The sequence below is a fragment of the Streptomyces uncialis genome, from assembly GCF_001905345.1.
GTDB classification, from domain to species: domain Bacteria; phylum Actinomycetota; class Actinomycetes; order Streptomycetales; family Streptomycetaceae; genus Streptomyces; species Streptomyces uncialis.
This window is the reverse complement of record NZ_LFBV01000004.1, coordinates 299265-321205: the sequence shown is the minus strand read 5'-3', so window position 1 is coordinate 321205 and position 21941 is coordinate 299265. Positions and strand designations below refer to the sequence as shown.

At 73.9% G+C, this 21941-nt stretch carries 18 protein-coding genes; 15 read left to right on the top strand and 3 right to left on the bottom strand.

Annotated elements, in window-relative coordinates; all coding sequences use genetic code 11:
• Positions 1-388 precede the first annotated feature (388 nt).
• From AB852_RS18490 to AB852_RS18435, 12 genes are all read left to right on the top strand, one after another.
• Positions 389-883 carry a hypothetical protein gene (locus AB852_RS18490; RefSeq protein ID WP_073789709.1) on the top strand — a complete coding sequence of 165 codons (495 nt, stop codon included), beginning with the start codon at positions 389-391 and terminating at the stop codon, positions 881-883.
• A gap of 288 nt (positions 884-1171) precedes the next feature.
• Positions 1172-2713, top strand: a complete 1542-nt coding sequence (locus AB852_RS18485) for a SulP family inorganic anion transporter (protein WP_073789708.1) — start codon at positions 1172-1174, stop codon at positions 2711-2713.
• 202 nt (positions 2714-2915) lie between these two features.
• Positions 2916-3605: an alpha/beta fold hydrolase gene (locus AB852_RS18480; RefSeq protein WP_073789706.1), complete on the top strand. Its 690-nt coding sequence runs from the start codon at positions 2916-2918 to the stop codon at positions 3603-3605.
• Positions 3606-3777: 172 nt separating this feature from the next.
• Entirely contained in the window at positions 3778-4695 is a 918-nt protein-coding gene (locus AB852_RS18475; protein WP_073789704.1) for a polysaccharide deacetylase family protein, read from the top strand.
• Between the two features lie 23 nt (positions 4696-4718).
• Positions 4719-4913 (top strand): hypothetical protein, encoded by a 195-nt coding sequence (locus tag AB852_RS18470; RefSeq protein ID WP_073789702.1) that lies wholly within the window; start codon positions 4719-4721, stop codon positions 4911-4913.
• A 191-nt stretch (positions 4914-5104) separates the two neighbouring features.
• Positions 5105-5863 carry an aminoacyl-tRNA hydrolase gene (locus AB852_RS18465; protein ID WP_073789699.1) on the top strand — a complete coding sequence of 253 codons (759 nt, stop codon included), beginning with the start codon at positions 5105-5107 and terminating at the stop codon, positions 5861-5863.
• Between the two features lie 175 nt (positions 5864-6038).
• Positions 6039-6908, top strand: a complete 870-nt coding sequence (locus AB852_RS39840) for a hypothetical protein (protein ID WP_178391056.1) — start codon at positions 6039-6041, stop codon at positions 6906-6908.
• 236 nt (positions 6909-7144) lie between these two features.
• Positions 7145-7906, top strand: a complete 762-nt coding sequence (locus AB852_RS18455) for a DUF4142 domain-containing protein (protein WP_178391067.1) — start codon at positions 7145-7147, stop codon at positions 7904-7906.
• A gap of 435 nt (positions 7907-8341) precedes the next feature.
• Positions 8342-9697 (top strand): MbnB/TglH/ChrH family RiPP precursor modification enzyme, encoded by a 1356-nt coding sequence (locus tag AB852_RS18450; RefSeq protein WP_245876850.1) that lies wholly within the window; start codon positions 8342-8344, stop codon positions 9695-9697.
• Between the two features lie 7 nt (positions 9698-9704).
• Positions 9705-10832: a TIGR04222 domain-containing membrane protein gene (locus AB852_RS18445; RefSeq protein WP_073789693.1), complete on the top strand. Its 1128-nt coding sequence runs from the start codon at positions 9705-9707 to the stop codon at positions 10830-10832.
• Between the two features lie 529 nt (positions 10833-11361).
• Positions 11362-12195, top strand: a complete 834-nt coding sequence (locus tag AB852_RS18440) for a TIGR04222 domain-containing membrane protein (RefSeq protein WP_073789691.1) — start codon at positions 11362-11364, stop codon at positions 12193-12195.
• Positions 12196-12540: 345 nt separating this feature from the next.
• Positions 12541-14253, top strand: coding sequence for an alpha/beta hydrolase (locus tag AB852_RS18435; RefSeq protein WP_107499279.1), 1713 nt, complete (start codon positions 12541-12543; stop codon positions 14251-14253).
• A gap of 136 nt (positions 14254-14389) precedes the next feature.
• On the opposite strand, the gene hemQ is transcribed toward AB852_RS18435, so the two are convergent.
• Positions 14390-15109: a hydrogen peroxide-dependent heme synthase gene (gene hemQ, locus AB852_RS18430; RefSeq protein WP_073789689.1), complete on the bottom strand. Its 720-nt coding sequence runs from the start codon at positions 15107-15109 to the stop codon at positions 14390-14392.
• 4 nt (positions 15110-15113) lie between these two features.
• Positions 15114-16589, bottom strand: coding sequence for a protoporphyrinogen oxidase (gene hemG, locus AB852_RS18425; RefSeq protein WP_073789687.1), 1476 nt, complete (start codon positions 16587-16589; stop codon positions 15114-15116).
• A 182-nt stretch (positions 16590-16771) separates the two neighbouring features.
• Between hemG and AB852_RS18420 the strand changes: the two genes are divergently transcribed.
• Together AB852_RS18420 and AB852_RS18415 are read left to right on the top strand one after the other, a co-directional pair.
• Positions 16772-17818: a DUF4349 domain-containing protein gene (locus AB852_RS18420; protein ID WP_073790432.1), complete on the top strand. Its 1047-nt coding sequence runs from the start codon at positions 16772-16774 to the stop codon at positions 17816-17818.
• 27 nt (positions 17819-17845) lie between these two features.
• On the top strand, positions 17846-19240 hold the full coding sequence (locus AB852_RS18415; protein WP_073789685.1) for an FAD-dependent oxidoreductase: 1395 nt from the start codon (positions 17846-17848) through the stop codon (positions 19238-19240).
• A gap of 165 nt (positions 19241-19405) precedes the next feature.
• On the opposite strand, the gene hemE is transcribed toward AB852_RS18415, so the two are convergent.
• On the bottom strand, positions 19406-20482 hold the full coding sequence (hemE, locus tag AB852_RS18410) for a uroporphyrinogen decarboxylase (protein WP_073789682.1): 1077 nt from the start codon (positions 20480-20482) through the stop codon (positions 19406-19408).
• A 103-nt stretch (positions 20483-20585) separates the two neighbouring features.
• Here hemE and AB852_RS18405 point away from each other — a divergent pair, with 103 nt between their 5' ends.
• Positions 20586-21257: a DUF3000 domain-containing protein gene (locus AB852_RS18405; RefSeq protein WP_073789680.1), complete on the top strand. Its 672-nt coding sequence runs from the start codon at positions 20586-20588 to the stop codon at positions 21255-21257.
• The last annotated feature ends 684 nt before the right edge of the window (positions 21258-21941 follow it).

Sequence of the window (21941 nt, the reverse complement as noted above, 5' to 3'; positions counted from 1 at the left end):
GCAGCGTGTCGTCCGCACCCGTCGGCTGCGCGACGTCCGCACCGGGCGGCTGTCCGGTCGGCTGTCCGGTCGGCTGAATCGATGCGCGAGGGCGGGCACGTGGCGGGGGGCGCACTCGTCCCCTGAGGCGTATCAAGGTGCGCAGGGGCGCGTTACCGAGGGTCGCGCCCCCTTGTTTCGGTCATCACCTTCCTCCATCTGATCATTTCCGGTCGATCACCTCCCCGCAACGTCTCGGTAACCACATCAGGCGGTCAGCCCGCTAACGTGGTCGTTGCCGAAGGGAACGCGGCGCCCGCTCCCGACCGTTGAGGTCGACGGACGCCGGTGCTCCGTTCCGCCGACGCTCCTAGACCGGTGCCACAGGGACCAAGGGGGAGGTGGACAGATGACGCGCAGCCCGTTCGCGTGGATACTGCCGACCGCTCTCGCCGCCCTGCTGCTCGCCCTGCACCTCTTCACGCCCGTCTCCCCGTTGGCGATCGCACATTCTTCCGAACGGCCCACGGCGTCGGCGCCCGCGGCCTCCGCGGCCGTCGTGCACGGCGTCTCCGCCACGGTCGCCGAGGCGGAGACACCCACCGAGGCGGCCGACAGCGGGAGCCGGGCCCTGGTGCGCCCGCGCGCCACCCGTCTGGTCTGGTCGACCCCCGTCCATGACCGGCTGCGGCACCGCCACCCGGTGGAGGAACCGGCGCCGGTGCTGCGGGCCCGTGACCGGTACCGGTGCGAGGAAGCCGCACCGCAGCTGCCGCCGGACATGGACCGGCTCGGGTCGGTGCCCGCCGTCCGGCCGCCGCAGGCGGTCGGCGCCACGGACCGGACCGCCGTCCGGCTCAGACCCACCACATGTCCGTCGGAGCTCCAGGTCTTCCGCTGCTGAGCGTTCCCGCGGACGGGTCCGGCCACGGCTGATCACTCGAACGGAGCAACTCCGCCCAGGAATCGCCCGCCCCGTCGTTGGGCAGGCGGGGCGGAAGCACACGGTTGCGATCACCTCCCGAACCACGACAGCGCCTGCCCGTGCGTCGGGTGCCGTCGGGGCTCCGGCGAAACGTGCCCGGGTCTCCCTACGCGGCCCGCACGGCACGAACGGTCCCCGTCCGATCCACGCACGACTTCCCCCACACGCAAGACCCACGCGCCCACCCGGCGCGCAGGAGGCATACCCATGAACACCCTCAAAGGACGCGTCAGCCGTCCTGGTTCCGCCGGACCCCCGGGTCCCGCCCCCACCCCCGTCACCGGCCGTGGGCTCTCCGCCCTCAGGCAGGATCTCCCCGCCTCGCTCGTCGTCTTCCTGGTCGCGCTGCCGCTGTGCGTCGGCGTCGCGGTCGCCTCCGGCGTACCGGCCGAACTCGGCCTGGTCACCGGCATCGTGGGCGGCATCGTCGTGGGCGCCCTGCCCGGCAGCAGTCTCCAGGTGTCGGGTCCGGCGGCCGGCCTCACCGTGCTCGTCCTGGAGGCCGTGCGGGCCTACGGGCTCGCCGCGCTGGGAGTCATCGTCCTCGCCACCGGACTGCTCCAACTGCTCATGGGCGCACTGCGCTGGGGCCGTTGGTTCCGCGCCATCTCGGTGTCCGTGGTCGAGGGCATGCTCGCCGGGATCGGGCTGGTGCTGATCGCGGGCCAGCTCTACTCCCTGACGGGCGCCGAGGCCCCCGCCGCCGGTCTCGACAAGATCGCGGGACTGCCCGGCATGCTCATCGAGGCCCTGGGCTCCCCCGGCCCCCGGGCGTCCCTGCTGCTCGGGGCCGGGACGATCGCCGTACTGGTGCTGTGGAAGCGGCTGCCCGCGAAGGTGCGCGTCGTCCCTGCCCCCCTCGCGGCCGTCGCCCTCGCCACGATCGCCACGGCGGCGCTCTCCCTGCCCGTGGCCATGGTGGAGGTCAAGGGACTCCTGGACTCCGTACGGCTGCCGGGCGCCGACGACTTCGCGTCGCTGGTCAGCGTCGGTGTCCTCGGCACGGTCCTCGCGTTCACCCTGATCGCCTCGGCGGAGTCCCTGTTCAGCGCCGCGGCGGTGGACCGGATGCACGAGGGACGGCGTACCGACTACGACAAGGAGCTGATGGCCCAGGGCGTCGGCAACACGGTGTGCGGGATCCTCGGCGCCCTGCCGATGACGGCGGTGATCGTGCGCAGCGCCGCCAATGTGCAGGCGGGGGCGCGCACCAAGGCGTCCCGGGTGCTGCACGGCGTATGGCTGCTGCTCTTCGCGGCGCTGCTGCCCGGCGCGCTGGCGCTCATCCCCCTGCCCGCGCTGGCGGCGGTGCTGGTGCACGCCGGAGGCAAGCTGGTCCCGCTGCGGTCGCTTCCGCCGCTGTGGCGTGATCACCGGGGCGAGGTGGTGATCCTCGGGGTGACCGCGGTGTCGATCGTCGCCATCAGCATGTTCGAAGGGGTACTCATCGGGCTGGCCCTCGCGGTGGCGAAGACCGCCTGGGAGGCGTCGCATGTACGCCTGGAGGTCCAGGACACCGGGCGCGGTCCCGTACGGGCCCGGCTGTCGGGCAACGCGACGTTCCTGCGGCTGCCCCGCATCCTCGACACCCTGGAGTCCCTGCCGAGCGACCGGCCCGTCGAGTTGGACCTGTCAGGTCTGCACCATCTGGACCACGCGTGCCGCACCGCGCTGGAGAACTGGTCGGCACGGCACAGCGCCTGCGGTCCGGAGCGTGTGACGGTGACATCGACGGGCGGCCGTATCTGACCGTCCCGTCCGGGAGCGGCACCCGTCGGACGGCGGGTGCCGCTCCCGCTCCGCGCCCGGACACCGTGACGAACACCTCCCCCGTGCGGACGATCAACTGCTCGGACGCACTCCTCGGGAGGGAGGGCGCCGTGTTACGTATGGGGAGCGCGTGCCGTTCCCGCAGGCGGCACCAAGGGTTCATCAGGGAAGGGGCGTCGCCGTGAAGTTGCACAGCCAGGAGTGGGGCACGGGCGATCGGGTGGCCGTACTCGTGCACGGGATCATGTCGGACCACCGGACATGGCGGAAGGTGGGTCCGGCCCTCGCGGCGCGGGGCTACCGGGTCATCGGTGTCGATCTGCGTGGTCATGGAGCGAGCGGGCGGGGCGCGTACGACGCCTCGTCGTTCGCCGACGACCTGGTCGAGAGCGTGCCCGCGGGGGTGGAGCTGGCGCTGGGTCATTCACTGGGCGGGCTGGTGCTGTCGCTGGCCGTGGAACGGCTCGCGCCCGCACGGGCCGTGTACTCCGACCCCGCCTGGGCGCTCGGCACCACGCGGGTGGACCCCGTCGCGATGCGCGAGTTCCAGCACGCGGACCGGGCCCGGATCGAGATGCTCGCCCCCCGGTGGGATGCGGAGGACATCGACATCGAGCTGGCGACCTTGCGGGCGTGGGACCCGGACACCACGCTCGTCCTGACGGGGGACGGAGCGGTGGACCGGATACCGGAACGCGCGGTCACCAGGTCGTTGATCCAGCTCGCGGACCCGAGCCAACTGGTGCCGGCCGAGCTGAGGGACGACCTCACGGCACGAGGGTTCGAGATACGCACGGTGCCGGGCGCGGGGCACAGCATCCACCGGGACGACTTCGACGGGTTCATGGCGTCGTTGGACGGCTGGATCTGAGAATCCGCGGGCACAGGGGGCGCTGACCGGCCGGAAGGAACGCGGGAACGGCGCGGGTTCCGAGGGCGATCGAGGACCCGCGGTGACGGTAAGCGGGTGATGTTCGACGGGACATCACTCCGCCGGTCCGGATGATCACAGCGTGACGCTTATCTGACTATACGTTCGGATAATGATCATTTCCGTACGTAGAGCCGTCGGCGTGCGCGAGGTCGCCGCCCTCGGGCTGGTCTGTGCCGTACTCGCGGGGTGCGGAGCCGAGGGTGCTCAGCGGGCGGGCCGGAACGGGGTGTCGTCGTCCACCGTGTCACCGGCGCCCGCCGCCGAGCCCTCCCGGGTCCCCACGCTGGCACCGGGCCCGGGTGGTCTCACCCCGGTGTTCATGAACGGTTCCAGGGACCTGGGCAAGACCGTCGCGCTCACGTTCGACGCCGATATGACCGCCGATCAGGGACCGAGGGCCGCCGCCGGGGAGCAGTTCGACAACCCGGGGCTGATCGCGGCACTGCGGGACCTGAAGGTGCCGTCGACGGTGTTCATGACCGGCCGGTGGGCCGAGCAGTATCCGGACCAGGCGCGGTCGATCGGCCGTGATCCGCTGTTCGAGGTCGCCAACCACTCGTACAGCCATCACGCCTTCACCGGTGACTGCTACGGCCTGCCGACGGTGCCGCCCGAGCGGATGCGGTCGGATGTGGAGCGGGCCTACGCCTCCTTCCGGAAGGTCGGTGTCCCCGACCCGATGCCGTACTTCCGGTTCCCCGGCGGTTGCTACGACGATCGCGCGCTCAAGGCACTCGTCCCGGCCGGTGTGACGGCGGTGCAGTGGGACGTGGTGGGCGGCGACGCCTTCGCCACGGACGCCGGCGCGGTGGCACAGGAGGTGCTGGGCGGGGTGCGGCCGGGTTCGGTGGTCGTCCTGCACTGCACGAGGAGCGCGGCCCCGACCACCGAGCGGGTGATCCGGGACGTGGTTCCGAAGCTGCGCGAGCGCGGGTACCGGTTCGTGAAGGTGTCGGAGCTGATCGGGCCGACGGGTACGGGGAACGGCCCGGACACGGCCGGCCCGGACGCGCCCGCCCGGCCGTGAGGGGGTCCGCCTACCCTGACCGTATGGACGAGTACCGCGCGCGACCCGCACGTTCCGGGCCGGTCCCCTCCGCTCCCGTACCGGACGGGGACGAAGTGGAGTACGCCGAGTGTGTGCTGTGCCGGGAGCGGACCGAGTACCCCGAGACGCACAAGGGGATCACGCTCTGCCCGGTGTGCGAGTGGCACGAGGCGCAGCGTTCGGCCTGCTCGGGCTGAGTACCGGCTGGTCGGGACCGGGTTACGGCTGGTGGTGACCGGGTTGCGGCCGGTCGGGCGGGCGAGGCGACCGGGGTGCCGTGCGGGCGGGGGCGGCGACCGTCACGGGTCGGCGCCCGGAGGGGTCCACGGGGTGGCCGGGCGGGGCGTCGCGCGGCCTGGTGACCGCCCGTGCCGGGGGCCGGTGGCGGATGTCCCGGGGCTGGCAGACTGGACGGGTGAGCAGCCAGGAGAGCCGGCCCGAGGGCCAGGAGAGTCCGTTCCGTATCGAGCCGACCGGGCGGGACGAAGCGCCGCAGTTCGTGTTGCCCATGGTCGTGCAGCTGGAGCGGGCCGATCCGCCGGGCCGGACCGACGCGCTGGAGACGGCCGCCCGATCGGTGCTCCTGATGCTGAGCGATCCGCGCTCGACGGGTGACGGCGAGTGGGCCGAGGCGGTCCGGCTGTGGCAGGACGCGCGTATCCGCAAGGTGGTGCGCAGGGCACGGGGCGCGGAGTGGCGGCGGGCCGAGGCGCTGCCGGGGATCACGGTGACCGGGAAGTCGGCGCAGGTACGGGTCTTCCCGCCGGTGCCGCTGGACGGCTGGCCCAAGGATCTGGCACGGCTCCAGGTCTCGGGGACCGAACTGGAGGACCCGCAGCCGCCGGGGGAACCGGCGCCCGGCGCGCCGGTGCTGTGGATGAGCCCCGAGGTCACCCTGACGGCGGGCAAGGCCATGGCGCAGGCCGGACACGGCGCCCAGCTCGCGTGGTGGGACCAGTCGGACGAGGAACGGGAGGCGTGGCGGGCCGCGGGCTTCCCGCTGTCCGTGCGGATCGCCGGGCCGGAGCGGTGGCGGACCTTGGTGACGAGCGGACTGCCGGTCGTGCGGGACGCCGGGTTCACCGAGATCGCGCCGAGCGACACGGTGGTGGCCGAGGGGCACCGGGGGTTCGGAGCTCACCAGTAGGGCGCCGCTCCCCCGTACGCGGGACCTCCTGGACGCACGTTCGACACGGAACGTAACGCTTACGTCACCATCCGTAGGATCGCACTCGGATCGTGCGCGGCGCGCGGCATCGTCGGGCGGGTCGGGGTGGTGACCGGTGTGTCCACGGACCGCCGGGTGCCACGGGTGGGGAAGCGTGGGGAGTGTCGTGCTGGAGATCCTGCTCGTCGGGGTGCTCGGAGCGTTGGTGCTGGTTCTGGTGTTGCTGCTGCGGCAGTTGCGGGACCTGCGGCGCGGCGGTGGGCCCGCGCACGCGATGCCCCGGCGGCTCTCACGCGGGGTCAGGGCGCTGGCGCTCACGGGGGTGGCCGTGGCCGTGACGGTCGCGGCCACGACACTGTCGTGGATGGACCGGCCGCACGCCGGTGCCACCGCCGAACGGTGGGGCCGGGGGCCCACGGCCCTCGCCGCACCGGCGGAGACGCCCCCTCCGAGGCAGGACGTGGCCGCTCCGTCCCGACCGGACACCGACAGCGTCGGGGACCGGCGCGGCTCGGCGTCACCCGGTGACGGGACGCGGGCGCACCGGCCGACCGGTACGGAGGACGGCGCCCTGGGGTCCGGGTCCGCCGGGGACAGCACCCCGGGAAACCGGGCGGAAGGGCCGCACGCCCAGGACACCCCGGACACCCCGGATGCCGCGGAGGCCGGAGGGCCGGGGGGCACCTCGGGAGGCGGTCCGGGGCGAGAGGGCGGAAGCGGGAGCGGGGACCGGCCGGGTGCGGTGGACGGCGGGGCCGCGGGCCATGGTCCCGGTGGCGGGAGTGGTGGCGGGAGCGGTGGCGGCGCGCCGGGCGGAGCGGCGGGCGGCGGGTCCGGCGGCGGCAGCCCGGGCCCCACCACGCGGCCGGGCACGACTCCGCCGCATTCCCCCCGGCCGTCCGGCTCCCCGGCGCCGTCCGCCCCCGCGCCGTCCACCCCGCCGGGTCCCGTTCCGGTCGACGAGAGGTGCCTGGACTCCAGGCTGCTCCCCCTGCTCGGCCTGGGAATCTGCCTGGCCGACTGAGGGGCAGGACCGGGCGAATGCCCGGCCCAAGGGCACATCCGGTCACGCACCGGCAGTTCGGCCACAGCGGACCGATCTGCTCCGCTCCGCAGGGCCGACGTTGAACGGACGGGCTCCCGGCTGCGTACGTCCCCATGTCACGAAGCAGGTCGGCCCCGCCCGTTCGGCCGGCGGTTCATCCGGGTATCCCGCGTGTCCCCACGCGTGAAGCACCGTCGCTCCAGGAGGTCCATTTGCTGCGGCGTATCAACGGCACAGCACTCATCATCGGCGCGCTCGTCGCCACCCTGGCCGCGCTGGCCTACCCGGTGTGGTCGTACGCCGACCGCTCGGGGACCCCACGGGCGAACCTCGCGGCGGGCACCGTGGCCACGCAGTGGGGGCCGCTGACGGCCACCGACCGGGACTTCATCGTGCGGGTGCGGCTCGCCGGGCTCTGGGAACTGCCCGCCGGGCAGCAGGCGCTGGAGCGGGCGCCCACCGAGTCGATCAGGACCGCCGGGGACCATCTGGTCGTCGGGCACACCGACCTCGACAACCGGGTCCGCGAGGTCGCCGCGCAGCTGAACGTCGCCCTGCCCAACCAGCCCAACGACCAGCAGCAGGCATGGCTCCGCCAGCTCACCGACGCGACGGGGGAGCAGTACCAGAGGGACTTCGTGAACCTGCTGCGCATCGCGCACGGCAAGGTCTTCGCGCTGGTCGCCCAGGTCCGCGACGGCACCCGCAACACCCTGGTGCGCCAGCTCGCGACGGACGCCAACCAGACCGTGCTCGACCACATCACGGTGCTGGAGAACACAGGGCTGGTCGACTTCGACGCGATCGCCGACGGCGCGGCCACCGCCACCGCGAGTCCCACCGGGCCTCCCCCGCCCAGCGGGATCGCCCCGCCCGCGCCGGGAGTGACGGCCGGCGGGGACATCTCCACCACCTCGCGGCCCTCCGCGACCACCCCGGGTACCGTCAACACGGACCGGGCGGAACCTCAAAACTAGCTCTGAACATCCTCCTCCGTGGATTCGGCGGCGCGCGACAGGGCCATGACCCCTGCACGCGCCGCCGCGTCCGCTTGTACCGCCGCGCGCTCCCGAGTGCCGGGGTCGCGGGTACGGCCCGCACCCGCGGGCGGCACACCCGCCCGGAGGGGGGCGGGCCGGAGCACGACCCATCCACGGTACGGGCGGGGCGTGTGCGGCTCATCGAAGGAGGGGGACATGACCATCACACCGACGGCAGGACCGGCACCGACCTCACGACCCGCAGCGACCACGCGGCCCGAGGCACTCCCACCGCCCGCAGCGCTCGCACGGCCCGCGGCACGGGACGCCGCCGCCCGGCGGACGCGGACCGGCAGCGGGCCCGCCCGGAGCGCCACCCGGCTGGGGACCGGGATCGGCTGGCGTCCCGAGATAGCCGACGCGGTCGAGCGGATGCCCGGGATCGACTGGGTGGAGGCCGTTTCCGAGAACCTCTGCCCGGGTCATCTGCCGGAGTCCCTGCTGAGGCTGCGGGCGCGCGGGGTCACGGTCGTCCCGCACGGTGTGTCCCTGGGTCTCGGCGGCGCGGACCGGCCCGACGAGAACCGCCTCGCGGAGCTGGCCGCACGGGCCGAGGCGCTCGGCTCGCCGCTCGTCACCGAGCACATCGCGTTCGTCCGGGCCGGGGGCGGGCTCACCGCGTCGCCGCCGCTGGAGGCGGGGCATCTGCTGCCCGTGCCCAGGAGCCGGGACGCGCTGGACGTCCTGTGCGAGAACATCCGCATCGCCCAGGACGCGCTGCCGGTACCGCTCGCGGTGGAGAACATCGCGGCGCTGATCTCCTGGCCGCACGAGGAGATGACGGAGGGCCAGTTCCTGTACGAGCTGGTCGAGCGCACCGGCGTCCGGCTGCTGATCGACGTGGCCAATCTGCACACCAACCACGTCAACCGGGGCGAGGACCCGGCGCGGGCCCTGGACGAGCTGCCCGTGGAAGCGATCGCGTACGTGCATGTGGCGGGCGGCTTCGAGCGGGACGGCGTGTGGCACGACAGCCACGCCCACCCCGTCCCGGACGCGGTCCTGGACATCCTGGGCGACCTGGCCTCGCGAGTGGACCCGCCCGGGGTCCTGTTGGAACGCGACGAAGACTTCCCCGCGGCCCACGAACTGGAACGCGAACTGACGTCGATCCGCACCGCCGTGGTCAAGGCCCGCGCGACCGCCACCGTCCTCCCCCCGCCCCCGAACCCCATCACCGCCACCGCCACCGCCACCGACGTCTCCGACGCCGCCGCCTCCGAGACCCCTGGTACCTCCGGTGCCTCCGGTGTCTCCGACGCCGCCCGGCAGCGCGTCGGGCTCGCGGAGGCGGCGCTGCTGTCCGCCCTGGTCGCCGGGACCCCGGTCCCGGAAGGCTTCGACCGGGCACGGCTCGCCGTACAGAGCCGTGCGCTGCTGGCCAAGCGGGCGGACATCATCGCGAAGGTCGCCCCGGAGCTGCCGGAGATCCTGGGCGCCGCGTACCGGCCCGCGTTCGTCGCGTACGCCCACGCGCGGCCGATGACCGGCGGATACCGGCGGGACGCGCTCGGCTTCGCCGAGCACATACTGCTGGACCACGCGCCCGGGGACCCACGGACCCGAAGGCTGCTGACGCAATGGTGGCTCGACCGCTCGGGGGCGAAGCCGCCGTCCGGACGGCGGCTGGCCCGGCTCGTACGGGCGGCGCGGCTCAGGGCTCCGGCACGGTTCGCCGGACCGTCCCGGCCCCGCCCGGTCACCCGCTCCGTGCCGGGCAGGGGGTGACGGGACGATGCCCACCACCCTGCCCTGGCTGATCACAGCCGGGCTCTACAGCGTGCTGCTCGCCCTGCTGCTGGTGGCGGTCGGGAAGACGCGCGGTGCCCGCGCCGGCCGTTTCACGGGAAACGACGTGCCGGTCGGAACGCTGGAGGCCGCGTTCCTCGCCGGAGGTCCCGGCCGGACCACCGACGCGGCGATCGCCACGATGGCCGAGGACGGACGCCTCGCCGTCGGACTGCCGGGGATCGTCGCCGTCCGCCGCGCCGAGGCCCGGCACCCCGTCGAACAGGCCGTGCTCGACGCCTGCGCGGCAGCGCCCAGCGGCGACCTGTCCTGGGTGCGGGGCGTGGTGACACGCAGCCCGGCCGTCCAGTCGATGGGCGACGACCTCGCGGAGCGGGCGCTGATCGCCCGACCAGCCCGGCTGCGTCCCGTACGGGGATGGCTCGCCGCGCACCTCTTCGTCGCGTTCCTGGCGTTCATGGCGAGCATCCCGCTGACCGTCCTCCAGCTCGCGCTGTGGACCACGGGCTGGCACTCACCGCCGCTGCTCCTGACCACGACTCCGGCACTCGTCCTGGCCGTCGTCGCCATGTGGCGATACGGAAAGCGGGCCAAGAATCTGCTGACCCCGGCGGGTCGCCGGTCGCTGGAGCGCTACCGCACGGCGGGCTGGGGATCGGCCGACCCGGGATACACGGTGGCGGCGCGCAGCGCGTACCTCCTGGAGGACGAGACGTTGCGCACCGTGCTGTGCGCCCGGGCGACCTTCCCCAGGACGGTGCCCCGAACGGCGGCGCTGCGGACCGGAGGCGGTGCGGGTGCCGGTTCCACCGGGGCGGACATCGCGTACTGGGCGACGGTGCCCACCGTGTGGTGCGGGGCGGGTCCGGGACGCGGTGCCTCAGCCGGCCGGGTGGACGGCGCGGACTGGGGCTGGGGTGATGTGCCCGCACCGGGTCCCTGGTCGGGCGGGTCCGGCGCCGGTCACGGGGGCAGCGGCTACGGCGGCGGATCGAGCTGCGGGAGCGGGAGTTCCTGCGGCGGTTCCAGCTCCGGCGGATCGAGCTGCGGGGGCGGTGGCGGCGGTTCCAGCTGCGGAGGCGGCGGATCGAGCTGCGGAGGCGGCTCCTCGTAACGGCCAAGGCGGCGTGGGCCGGGCGACGCGCGGCGCGGCGGACACACCGGGACGGAGCGCACCGCACGAGGGCGACCCGGCATCGCACGAGGACCACCCGGCACGAAGGGTACGTACGCGTGACCCGAGGGACGGGCGAGCGCCGCCCTGACCGGGGAACCGGCCAGGGCCGCCTCGCATCCTCGTATGAGGGGTGCCCACGAAGGGGACGGGGGGCAGGGCCGGACCCGTCGTGCGACGGCTCCGCGGCGGGCCGTGGCCACCGCCAGGTCAGCCGTTCGTCCTGGTGCCCCTCCCCCGCCGCGTCGACCCGCGTCACCTGCGAACGGCCGGTGGCGAATACGCCGATCGCGGCAGAGTGCCGGTCGGGGTGCGCGTACCTGATCCGGTCCCCAGGGCAGGACGACAGAGCGGCGATGCCCTCCAGACGACAGCTGATGGCGACCGACACGTCACAGCGTGGCAACACCCGGTCCACATCGCGGATAAGTCATGGCGGTTACCCACCTCGGTCACATAGAAAACCGCCATGTTCTGGCTCTTCTTCCTGTCGGCCTGTGCGGTGGCCGGCATCTCGTGCACCAGGCTCTGCCGCGCGGCCGTCCGCGCGGCGGCGGCCGAGGGCGCGCCCATCCCTCGTGGGCACCGGCTGACGGTCTATGAGGCCGCGTTCCTGTCAGGCGGTCCCTATCGCGTCGCCGATGTCGCCATGGTCTCGATGGCGCGTCAAAGACGCCTGCTGCTCGCCCACACCGGTTGGGCGACCGTGATCGACCCACGCGGCCGGGACGCCCTGGAGCGTTCCGTCCTGGGGGCGATCGGCCCTGACGGACAGTCACGTATCGGCACGGTCCGGGAGGCCGCGGCGGTCGGCGACCCGGTGCGGGTGCTCGCCGACCGGCTGGTGGCGGCGGGACTCGCGGTGCCGGAGAGCGCGCGGGGCACGGTCGCGGAGGCGGTCCGCCAGGTGCGGGCCGCGCTGTTCGCCGTTCTCGTGCTCGGGGCGCTGGCCCTGTCCACGGCCCCACGGGGTTCCGGCGGCGACGAACCGGCCTGGTTCGCGCTGCCGCTGCTGCTGATCGTCAGCTGTCTGCTGATCGCCCGGGTCGAGGCGTACCCCTACACGCGCTGGGCGTCCGCCTCGGGCCACCGGCTGCTGGGCGGGCTGTCGTCGCGGTCCGCCGGTGACGACCGGACGTATCTGACGGCGGTGGCCCTCGGCGGGGTCACCGCCGTGGACGATCCGGACCTTGAGGCGGCGTTCGCCCGTCCCGACCGGCGCGGCGACCGGGAGGACGTCCCGGGTGCGCGCCGGGACGGACGCGACGGGCCGGACCGGGGCACGGCGAAGCGCGAGCGCTGACGCCCGTCTCGCGTGAGGTCGGGCGAGGTCGGGTGAGGTCGGGCGGGACGCGGGCACTCACGCCCGCACTCCCGCCTGACCTGAGCCCACGGTCACGCGGGGATGTCAGCCCGTCCAGCTGCCGGCGCACCCGGTGGGCGCCTGAGCCCACGGTCACCCGGGGTGTCCCGCACCCGACGGGACACCCCCGACCCCCTCGGCCATCGCGTCCCCTCGGCCCCCGCGACCCCGCGCATCGGAGTCATCGCGCCGACATCCGGGGCCGGGTGCTTTACAACGCGCATCACCGAACGAAACATCCTTCTTGTCAGCTTTTACGGCAAACCTCTCCCGCAGGAGCGCGCGATGAGAGCAGTCGCCCTCCGGGGCGCCGCCGGGTCCCTGGTCCTGTCGGCGCTGGTCGTCGCGCCCACGGGTGTGTCGGCCCTGCCCGGCGGCCCCGGGCCGCCCGCCCCCGCCCCGGCGGCGAGCCCCCTCGCCGCGCCCCGGACCGACACCCGGACCGACGCCCGGGCCCACGCCCAGGCCGACGCCCGGGCCGACACTCGGGCCCTCACCGCTCGGGAGAACGCGGGGACCAGGGCCGCCGCCGCCCGGGCCGCCGACGAGGGCATCCGGTTCGGGGCGTGTGCCGCCGAGGAGTACCTGGAGGCGCCCGTGGAATGCGGCACCGTCCAGGTCCCGCTCGACTACGCCGACCCGGACGGCCGCCGCATCACCCTCACCGTGAGCCGGGTACGGGCCACCGGCCGGACCCCGGACGGCGAACCGGCCGCCCGCCAGGGCGCGCTCGTCTTCAATCCGGGCGGACCGGGCGCCAGCGGGATGTACTTCCCGCTGGTCGGGGCGGTCCCCGCCTGGCGGAACATCGCCGCCGCGTACGACCTGGTCGGCTACGCCGCGCGCGGGGTGGGCCGCTCCGCTCCGCTGTCCTGCCAGGAGCCCAGGCACTTCCTGAAGGCGCCGACCCACGCGCCCGCGGACCCCTCGCCCTCGTACAAGAAGGAACGCGTCGCGGAGGCCACGTCGTACGCGCGGGGCTGCGCGCGGCGGGCCGGGGACGCGCTGGCGCACTACACGTCCCTCAACAACGCCCGTGACCTGGACGTCCTGCGGGCCGCGCTCGGTGAGCCTCGGCTGACGTTCATGGGCGCGTCGTACGGGACGTACATCGGCTCGCTGTACGCGACGCTGTTCCCCGAGCGGGTGCGCCGGATGGTGTTCGACTCGGCGGTCGACCCGAGGCCCGAGCGGATCTGGTACCGCAACAACCTCGACCAGGCCACGGCCTTCGAGCGGCGGTGGGAGGACTTCCGGACCTGGGTCGCGAAGCACGACGACGTCTACGGACTGGGCCGGACCGCCGACGCCGTGCGCCTCTCGTACGAGGAGGTGCGGGCGGCTGTCGCGGCACAGCCGGCGGGCGGCAAGGTCGGCCCCGGCCAGCTGCACTCGGCGTTCCTGCGGACCGCGTACTACGACGACTACTGGCCGATGCGGGCCGCCGCGCTCGCCGCGTACCGCGAGGGCGAACCGGAACTGCTGATCGCGCAGGCCACGCCGGTCGCGGAGGCCGCGGTGGAGGCGGAGAACTCGCACGCCGTGTACACGGCCGTCGAGTGCAACGACGCGCCCTGGCCGACGGACTTCAGGGTCTGGGACGACGACCACACCGCGCTCGCGCGCACCGCGCCCTTCGAGACCTGGGACAACGCGTGGGCCAATCTGCCGTGCGCGTTCTGGACAGCGCCCCAGCGGCAGCCGCTGGACATCAGGGCCGACGCCGGGTCGCTGGCCCCGACCCTGATCCTGGCGGCGGAACGCGACGCGGCGACCCCGTACCAGGGGGCGGTGGAACTGCGGCGCCGACTGGGCGGTTCACGTCTGGTGACCGAGCGCGGCGCCGGTCAGCACGGGGTCGGGGGCGGCCCCAACACCTGTGTCAACGCCCACCTCGACGCCTATCTGCTGACCGGCGAGGTACCCGCCGAGGACACGGACTGCGCCGCCCACCCGGAACCCCGCCCGCTGGCCCCGCGCGCCGCGAAGCACCGCTGAGACGCCCCGCCGGAGAGCCGGGGCAGGGACCGCCGGACCTCACGCCACCATGACGCCCCGGGGCCGACGCCACCACGGCGTCCCGGGGCCGCCGTCGCGGAGACCGGCGGACGGCATGGTGGCGGCAAGGGCAGGGTCAGGCGAGCCCGGCGACGAGTTCGGCGACGCTGCGGCGGCGGCCCGTGTAGAAGGGGACCTCCTCGCGGACGTGCATCCGCGCCTCGGACGCGCGCAGCAGACGCATCAGGTCCACGATCCGGTACAGCTCGTCGGCCTCGAAGGCGAGAATCCACTCGTAGTCGCCGAGGGAGAACGACGCGACGGTGTTGGCCCGGACGTCCGGGTAGCCGCGCGCCATCTTGCCGTGGTCGGCGAGCATCTTGCGGCGCTCGTCGTCCGGCAGCAGGTACCACTCGTAGGAGCGGACGAACGGGTACACGCTCACGTAGTCGCGCGGGGTCTCGTCGGCGAGGAACGCCGGGATGTGCGAGCGGTTGAACTCGGCGGGACGGTGCAGGGCCATGTTCGACCAGACCGGCACGAGCGCGCGGCCGAGGCGCGTACGGCGGAAGAGGTTGTACGCCTCCTGGAGCTCGTCGGCGGTCTCGGCGTGCCACCAGATCATGAGATCGGCGTCGGCGCGCAGCCCGGACACGTCGTACGTGCCCCGGATCTTGACGTCCTTGGCGGCGAGCTGGTCGAACAGCTCCTGGACCTCTTCGGCGTAGCCGGTGCGGTCGTCGGGGAGCACATCACGGAGTTTGAAGACGGACCACAGCGTGTAGCGGATGACCTCGTTGAGGTCCTTGGCCAGCTTGCCGCGGTTGGGTGTCCTTGCGGGGGCGTCGTCGCTCATGTCCTCATTCTCCCGCGCCGCCGTGACGGCTCGGCACCGGGTGCCTCCTCAGGTGTCCGGTGCTCGCCGTGTCCGCCGCGACCAGGTCGGCGGCGGCGTGTCCGCTCGCCACGCACGCGGGGATGCCGACGCCGTCGTAGGCGGCGCCGCAGACGGCGAGCCCCGGCAGAGCGGCCAGTCGCGCGCGGACCCTGGCCACCCGGGCGTGATGGCCGACCGGGTACTGGGGCAGCCCGTCGTCCCAGCGGGTGACCCGGGTGGCGACCGGTTCGGCGGTGAGGCCGACGGCGTCCCGCAGATCACCGCGGGACAGGGCGACCAGCTCGCTGTCGTCGCGCGCCAGGTCGGCCTGGTCGCCGTACCGTCCGACGGAGGTCCGTACGACCAGGAGTTCCGGGGCCCCGGCGGCGATCCACTCCCACTTCTGGGAGGCGAACGTCGACGCCTTGACGGTGTGCCCGTCGACCGGCGGTACGAGGAAGCCGCTGCCCGCGGGCAGTCGTACGGCGTCCCGCCGGTACGCGAGGGTGACCAGGGCCATGGAGGCGTACTCGACGGTGTTCAGTTCGGCGGCGGCCGCCGGGGCCCGGTCGGTGAGCAGCCGGGCGGCGGCGGGGGCGGGCAGGGCGACGACGACCCCGTCGGTGTCGAGGACCTGGTCCCCGGCCGTGATCCGCCAGCGGGCGTCGGGGGTGCGGCGCAGCTCCGTCACGGGTGCGCCGAGGCGGATGTCGCCGCCCAGGGCGCGTACGGCGTCCGCGACGGCGAGCGGGAGGGTGCCGACACCGCCCTCGATACCGAGGAAGACGGGGCCCGGGTCGGGGTGGGCGGCGGCGCGGCGCTGGATCGCGCGGACGGCGTCGGTGAGCGAGGGGTGGGTGCGGGCGGCCTCGAAGAGCTGGGGGACGGCCATCCGCAGGGAGATGCGGTACGCGTCCCCGGCGTAGACCCCGCCGAGGAGGGGTTCCACGAGGCGGTCGACGACCTCGCGGCCGAGGCGCGCGGCGACGAGGGCGCCCACGGCGATGTCCTCGCCGAGACTGTCGGGGTCCAGCGGCGGCAGTTCGTGCTCGGCGGCGGCGCGGCGCAGGCCCGCCGGGGAGAGGATGTCCGCGAGGGCGTCGGCGGTGCCGGGGACCCCCATCACATGGCCCTTCGGCATGGGCCGCAGGGTGTTCCGGGTCCACAGGGACGCGGTGGCCGTGGCCGGGGGCCGGAGCCGGTCCGCGAGGCCCACCTCGCGGGCGAGGTCCACCGCCTCGGGGCGGCGGGCCAGGATCGACTCGGCGCCGAGGTCGACGCGGGCGCCCGCGATCTCACCCGGGAGCAGCTTTCCCCCGACCCGCCCGGACGCCTCCAGCAAGGTCACCCGGGCGCCGCCGCGCAGCAGCCGGTGGGCGGCGGCGAGCCCGCTGATCCCGCCTCCGACGACGGCGAAGTGACGCGGGGACGGGCCGGACGGAAGGTGCTCTGCGCGCATGCCCCCACTCTCTCAAACGCCCCGGCCGGACGAGGCCGGAGGCCGCCCGAGGCGCGTGCCGCCCGCGGGAGGCACGCCGAGTCCGGACCGTGATCCGTTCGGGACCGGACGGCGACATCGTCCGGGGGGTCCGCCGCGTCGAAGGGATGTCAGCAACCGGCCACCGCTCGGGGGAGAACGACATGAACACGATCCCAGGACCCGCCCGGGTCCACGTCACGGCACACCCGGGCGGAGCGCGTCGCGCCCGTACCCGGCTCGTCGCCGCCGTCCTGCTCGCCGCGTCGCTGGGCCTCGCGGGGTGCTCCACCGGGGGCGACAGCGGCGAGTCGGGCAGCGCCAAGGCGTACGCGCCGTCCGCCGAGGGCGCGGGCGGCGGGGCCGCCGAGAAGGCGGACCGGAGCGCCCCGGCGGACGGGGACGGGAAGTCCGCCGGTGGGCTCAGGGCGGACCAGCTCACCGACCGGGAGATCATCCGGACCGCGGAGCTGAGCGTCCGGGTCGAGGATGTGCCGAAGGCGCTGGTCATGGCGCGCTCGGCGGTGCGGGCGGCGGACGGTCTGATCGGCGACGAGTCGACGGACCGCGACGACCTGGGCCATGAGCACTCGACGATCGTGATGCGGGTCCCGCAGGACCGGTACGACGACCTCCTCAAGAAGCTGGGCGACGCCGGTACGCTGCTCAGCCGCGACACGAAGGCGGAGGACGTCACCGAGAAGGTCGTCGACGTCGAGAGCAGGCTCAAGAACCAGCGGGCCAGCGTCGCCCGTATCCGGGAGCTGATGGACCGGGCGACGAGGATCAGCGACGTGGTGACCCTGGAAGGCGAGCTGAGCAGCCGCCAGGCCGATCTGGAGTCGCTGCTGGCCCAGCGGGAATCGCTGAGGAACCGCACGGCGATGGCGACGGTCACCCTGTCCCTCACCGAGGCCCCGGCCGAGGACGGCGGCGACGACGGGTTCCCCGGCGCGGTGGCCGACGGCTGGGACGCGTTCCTGTCCATGCTGCGCTGGCTGTCGGTCGCCCTCGGCACCGCGCTGCCGTTCCTGGCCCTGGCGCTGGCGCTGCTCCTGCTGTGGCGGTGGCTGGCGCGCCCGCTGCGGGCCCGGCGGGCGACGGCCGCGGCCCCCGCACCGGTCCGGGTCCCGGCCCCGGTGGGCGCCCCGGCCGCGCCCACCCGGGCTCCGGAGACCGCGCAGGCCCCGGAGCAGGGCGGCGACCACTGAAACACCCGTTCCACGTAGCGTGTTCGTATGAGCGATTCGAGGGAGCGGCTGGTAGTCGTGGGCGGCGACGCGGCGGGCATGTCCGCCGCGTCGCAGGCGCGCAGACTCAAGGGCCCGGACGAGCTGGAGATCGTGGCGTTCGAGCGGGGCCATTTCACCTCGTACTCGGCGTGCGGCATCCCGTACTGGGTCGGCGGGCAGGTGTCCGAGCGGGACGAGCTGATCGCGCGGACACCACAGGAGCACCGGGAGCGCGCGATCGATCTGCGCACCCGGACCGAGGTCGTGGCGATCGACCCGGAGCGGCGCCGGGTCCGCAGCCGGGTCCTGGACGGTCCGGGGCGCGGCACCGAGGAGTGGACCGGCTACGACAAGCTCGTCATCGCGACCGGCGCGCGTCCGGTGCGCCCGCCGCTGCCGGGCATCGACGCGCCCGGGGTGCACGGGGTGCAGACCCTGGACGACGGCCAGGCCCTCCTCGACACCCTGGAGGGCACCCCGGGACGCCGCGCGGTGGTCGTCGGCGGCGGGTACATCGGCGTGGAGATGGCCGAGGCGATGATCAACCGGGGCTACGAGGTCACCGTCGTCAACCGCGGCAAGGAGCCCATGTCGACGCTGGACCCGGACATGGGCCGGCTGGTGCATGACGCGATGAGCTGGCTCGGCATCACGATGGTCAACGACACCGAGGTCACCGAGATCCGCACCGGGGACGACGGACAGGTCCGGGCGGTGGTCACGGCGGACGGTGAGTACCCGGCGGACGTGGTGATCCTCGGGCTCGGCGTCCGCCCGGAGACCGGGCTGGCGCGGGCGGCGGGACTGCCGCTCGGCGCGTACGGCGGGCTGCTCACCGACCTCGGGATGCGGGTGCGGGGCCATGACGACATCTGGGCGGGCGGCGACTGCGTGGAGGTCCTGGACCTGGTGTCCGGCCAGGAGCGCCATGTCGCGCTCGGCACGCACGCCAACAAGCACGGTCAGATCATCGGCACCAATGTCGGCGGCGGCTACGCGACGTTCCCCGGGGTGGTGGGGACGGCGGTCAGCAAGGTGTGCGATCTGGAGATCGCGCGGACCGGTCTGCGGGAGAAGGACGCGCGGGCCGTGGGCCTGCGCTTCGTGACGGCGACGATCGAGTCGACGAGCCGGGCCGGGTACTACCCGGGGGCGCAGCTGATGACGGTGAAGATGCTGGCCGAGCACCGTACGGGACGGCTGCTCGGGGTGCAGATCGTGGGCCGGGAGAGCGCGGCGAAGCGGGTCGACATCGCGGCGGTGGCGCTGACCGCCGGGATGACGGTGGAGCAGATGACGGCCCTGGACCTGGGGTACGCGCCGCCGTTCTCCCCGGTGTGGGACCCGGTGCTGGTCGCCGCGCGCAAGGCGGTACGGGCGGTACGGGAGGCGGGCTGGTGAGCCGCCGACCCGTTCTCGCGCCGCACGGGCGCGAGAACGGCCGGAACTGAACGATTGGCGGCGGCCCCGGACGGACATCAAGGGTCGCCGCCGACCGATACGACTGCCCCGGCACGGCCGTGCCGGGGCAGTCGTGTCAGCGCTTGTCGTACCGGCCCGGTCGGGTCAGCGGGCGGTGCGGGCGTGCACGTCCGCCACGAGCCGGGTGAGGGCGTCGGGGTCGGTGTCGGGCAGGACGCCGTGGCCGAGGTTGAAGATATGGCCGTCCAGCCCACGGGCCGCGTCGAGCACCTCGGTGGTCTTGGCGACGACGGCCTCCGGGGTGGCGAACAGCACCGCGGGGTCGAGGTTGCCCTGGAGCGCCTTACCCGGGCCGACCCGGCGGGCGGCCTCGTCCAGCGGGACACGCCAGTCGACGCCCACGACATCGGCCCCGGCCTCACCGAGCAGCCCGAGCAGTTCCCCGGTGCCGACGCCGAAGTGGATACGCGGGACGCCGTAGCCCTCTACCGCCTCGAACACCTTGCGGGAGGCGGGCATCACCGAACGGCGGTAGTCGGCGGGCGCGAGGGCCCCGACCCAGGAGTCGAAGAGCTGGACGGCGCTCGCGCCCGCCTCGATCTGGACCTTGAGGAACTCCGAGGTGATCCGGGCGAGCCGGTCCAGCAGGTCGGCCCACAGCTGCGGATCGCCGTACATGAGGGCCTTGGTGTGCTCGTGGTTGCGGGACGGGCCGCCCTCCACGAGATAGCTGGCCAGGGTGAAGGGCGCGCCCGCGAAGCCGATCAGCGGGGTCGGGCCGAGTTCCGCGGTGAGCAGCCCGATGGCCTCCGTGACGTACCAGACGTCCTCGGGCGTGAGGTCACGCAGCCGGTCGAGGTCGGCGCGGGTACGGATCGGGCGCTCGACGACCGGGCCGACACCGGGCTTGATGTCGAGGTCGATCCCGATGGCCTTCAGGGGGACGACGATGTCGCTGAAGTAGATCGCGGCGTCGACGTCGTGCCTGCGTACGGGCTGAAGGGTGATCTCGGTGACCAGGTCGGGACGCATGCAGGAGTCGAGCATGGCGGTGCCCTCGCGCACCTTGCGGTACTCCGGCAGGGAGCGGCCCGCCTGGCGCATGAACCAGACCGGGGTGTGCGGCACCGGTTCACGGCGGCACGCCCTCAGGAACGCGGAATCCTTGACGCCGTCTCGCGTCGCTGTCGGCTGGTTCGTGGGGATGTCGTTGGCACTCACGCCGCAAAGTCTCCCACGCGGACAGGGTCGCGATCCGGACAGCCCTCACGCGTGCGGGTGTCTCTCCCTGCGCCGGGCGCGGGTTCCCCTTACTCTTCCGGGCATGGCTGCGGCTCAGGAACGACTGTCGGACGGCACGGGCGGGACGGACAACGGCGAGGGGGCGACACGGGAGACGGACCCGGGCCCCCCGGCGTTCCGCTCGGCGGTCGACGCGCTGCGCGCGGCGCGGCTGCGGCCGGGGATCGAGGTCGATCCGACCCCGGCGCCCAAGCGGCTCGCCCCGCACGCGTACGCGCTGGAGGCCGCGGTCGTCGAGGGCGACGAGGATCTCGCGGACGGCCGGCTGGTGCTGCTGCACGACCCCGACGGGCACGACGGCTGGCAGGGCACGTTCCGGCTGGTCACCCTGGTCCGGGCGGAGCTGGAGGCCGAGATGGCCGCGGATCCGCTGCTGCCGGAGGTGTGCTGGTCGTGGCTGACCGGGGCGCTGGAGGACCGGGGGCTGTCGTACGGGGAGCCGAGCGGCACGGTGACCCGGGCGGGGTCGCACTACTTCGGGGGGCTGGCGGAGCGGGCGCCCGCCTCCCAGATCGAGATCCGGGCGTCCTGGACGCCCCGGGAGGGCGTCGGCGGGGTGCCCGACACCGCGGCGCACCTGGCCGCCTGGTGCGATCTGCTGTGCCAGGTGGCGGGGCTTCCCCCGACCCCGGCGCCGGCGCCCGACGCGTCGGTGGTCACCCTCCCCCAGCGCAGGGGGCCCCGCCCGGCCTGATCCCCGTCCCGGTGCGGCTGCGCGGGTCGCCTTCGCTTGCGCCTTCGAGGTTTCCTGTGCCGGGCGCGCTTGTCCCTGTGCCGTCGTTCGTGGGGTGCGCGGTTCCCCGCGGGTCGCCTTCGCTCGCGCCGCCGAGGTTTCCTGTGCCGGGCGCACTTGTCCCTGTGCCGTCGCTCGGTGGGTGCGCGGTTCCCCGCGCCCCTGGATGCTGCCCCCTTGCGGTCGCTCTTCGGGTGCGGGGCGGTTCTCGTCTTTTGCGCAGTTCCCCGCGCCCCTTTGGGGCGCGTTCTGCTGTCTTTCGGGTCGGGGCCGGTCGGGATTCTCCGTCCTCGCTCCAACGCGCTCGGTACGACGTCCAGTGGATGTACTGGTGGCGTCGGAGTCTGCGGGCAGAGATTCCCGCCCACCCCCTCCCGCAGCCGGGCGGGTCCGCGAGGGAGAGGGTGAAAAGCAACCCCAGGTGGGCGCCCTTCAGGGGCGCGGGGAACTGCGCACCCCACGAACGACCTGCACGGGACAAGTACGCCCAGCCGGACAGACCTGGGAAGCGCAAGCGAAGGCGACCTCGCGATGATCGATCGCGTGTCCGAATTGCACGAAATGTTCTCACGAATTCGTGATCTTTCTCTAAAGGCGACCGGGTTTGATGCCGAAGAGGTCTGTGACCTTGAAAGCACGGTTCGT

What these genes read in the sequence shown, in the direction of transcription:
- AB852_RS18490 (WP_073789709.1), top strand. Translation starts at nt 389, where the DNA reads ATGACGCGCAGCCCGTTCGCGTGGATACTGCCGACCGCTCTCGCCGCC.
- AB852_RS18485 (WP_073789708.1), top strand. Translation starts at nt 1,172, where the DNA reads ATGAACACCCTCAAAGGACGCGTCAGCCGTCCTGGTTCCGCCGGACCC.
- AB852_RS18475 (WP_073789704.1), top strand. Translation starts at nt 3,778, where the DNA reads ATGATCATTTCCGTACGTAGAGCCGTCGGCGTGCGCGAGGTCGCCGCC.
- AB852_RS18470 (WP_073789702.1), top strand. Translation starts at nt 4,719, where the DNA reads ATGGACGAGTACCGCGCGCGACCCGCACGTTCCGGGCCGGTCCCCTCC.
- AB852_RS18465 (WP_073789699.1), top strand. Translation starts at nt 5,105, where the DNA reads ATGTCCCGGGGCTGGCAGACTGGACGGGTGAGCAGCCAGGAGAGCCGG.
- AB852_RS18450 (WP_245876850.1), top strand. Translation starts at nt 8,342, where the DNA reads ATGCCCGGGATCGACTGGGTGGAGGCCGTTTCCGAGAACCTCTGCCCG.
- AB852_RS18445 (WP_073789693.1), top strand. Translation starts at nt 9,705, where the DNA reads ATGCCCACCACCCTGCCCTGGCTGATCACAGCCGGGCTCTACAGCGTG.
- AB852_RS18440 (WP_073789691.1), top strand. Translation starts at nt 11,362, where the DNA reads ATGTTCTGGCTCTTCTTCCTGTCGGCCTGTGCGGTGGCCGGCATCTCG.
- AB852_RS18435 (WP_107499279.1), top strand. Translation starts at nt 12,541, where the DNA reads ATGAGAGCAGTCGCCCTCCGGGGCGCCGCCGGGTCCCTGGTCCTGTCG.
- hemQ (WP_073789689.1), bottom strand. Translation starts at nt 15,109, where the DNA reads ATGAGCGACGACGCCCCCGCAAGGACACCCAACCGCGGCAAGCTGGCC.
- hemG (WP_073789687.1), bottom strand. Translation starts at nt 16,589, where the DNA reads ATGCGCGCAGAGCACCTTCCGTCCGGCCCGTCCCCGCGTCACTTCGCC.
- AB852_RS18420 (WP_073790432.1), top strand. Translation starts at nt 16,772, where the DNA reads ATGAACACGATCCCAGGACCCGCCCGGGTCCACGTCACGGCACACCCG.
- AB852_RS18415 (WP_073789685.1), top strand. Translation starts at nt 17,846, where the DNA reads ATGAGCGATTCGAGGGAGCGGCTGGTAGTCGTGGGCGGCGACGCGGCG.
- AB852_RS18405 (WP_073789680.1), top strand. Translation starts at nt 20,586, where the DNA reads ATGGCTGCGGCTCAGGAACGACTGTCGGACGGCACGGGCGGGACGGAC.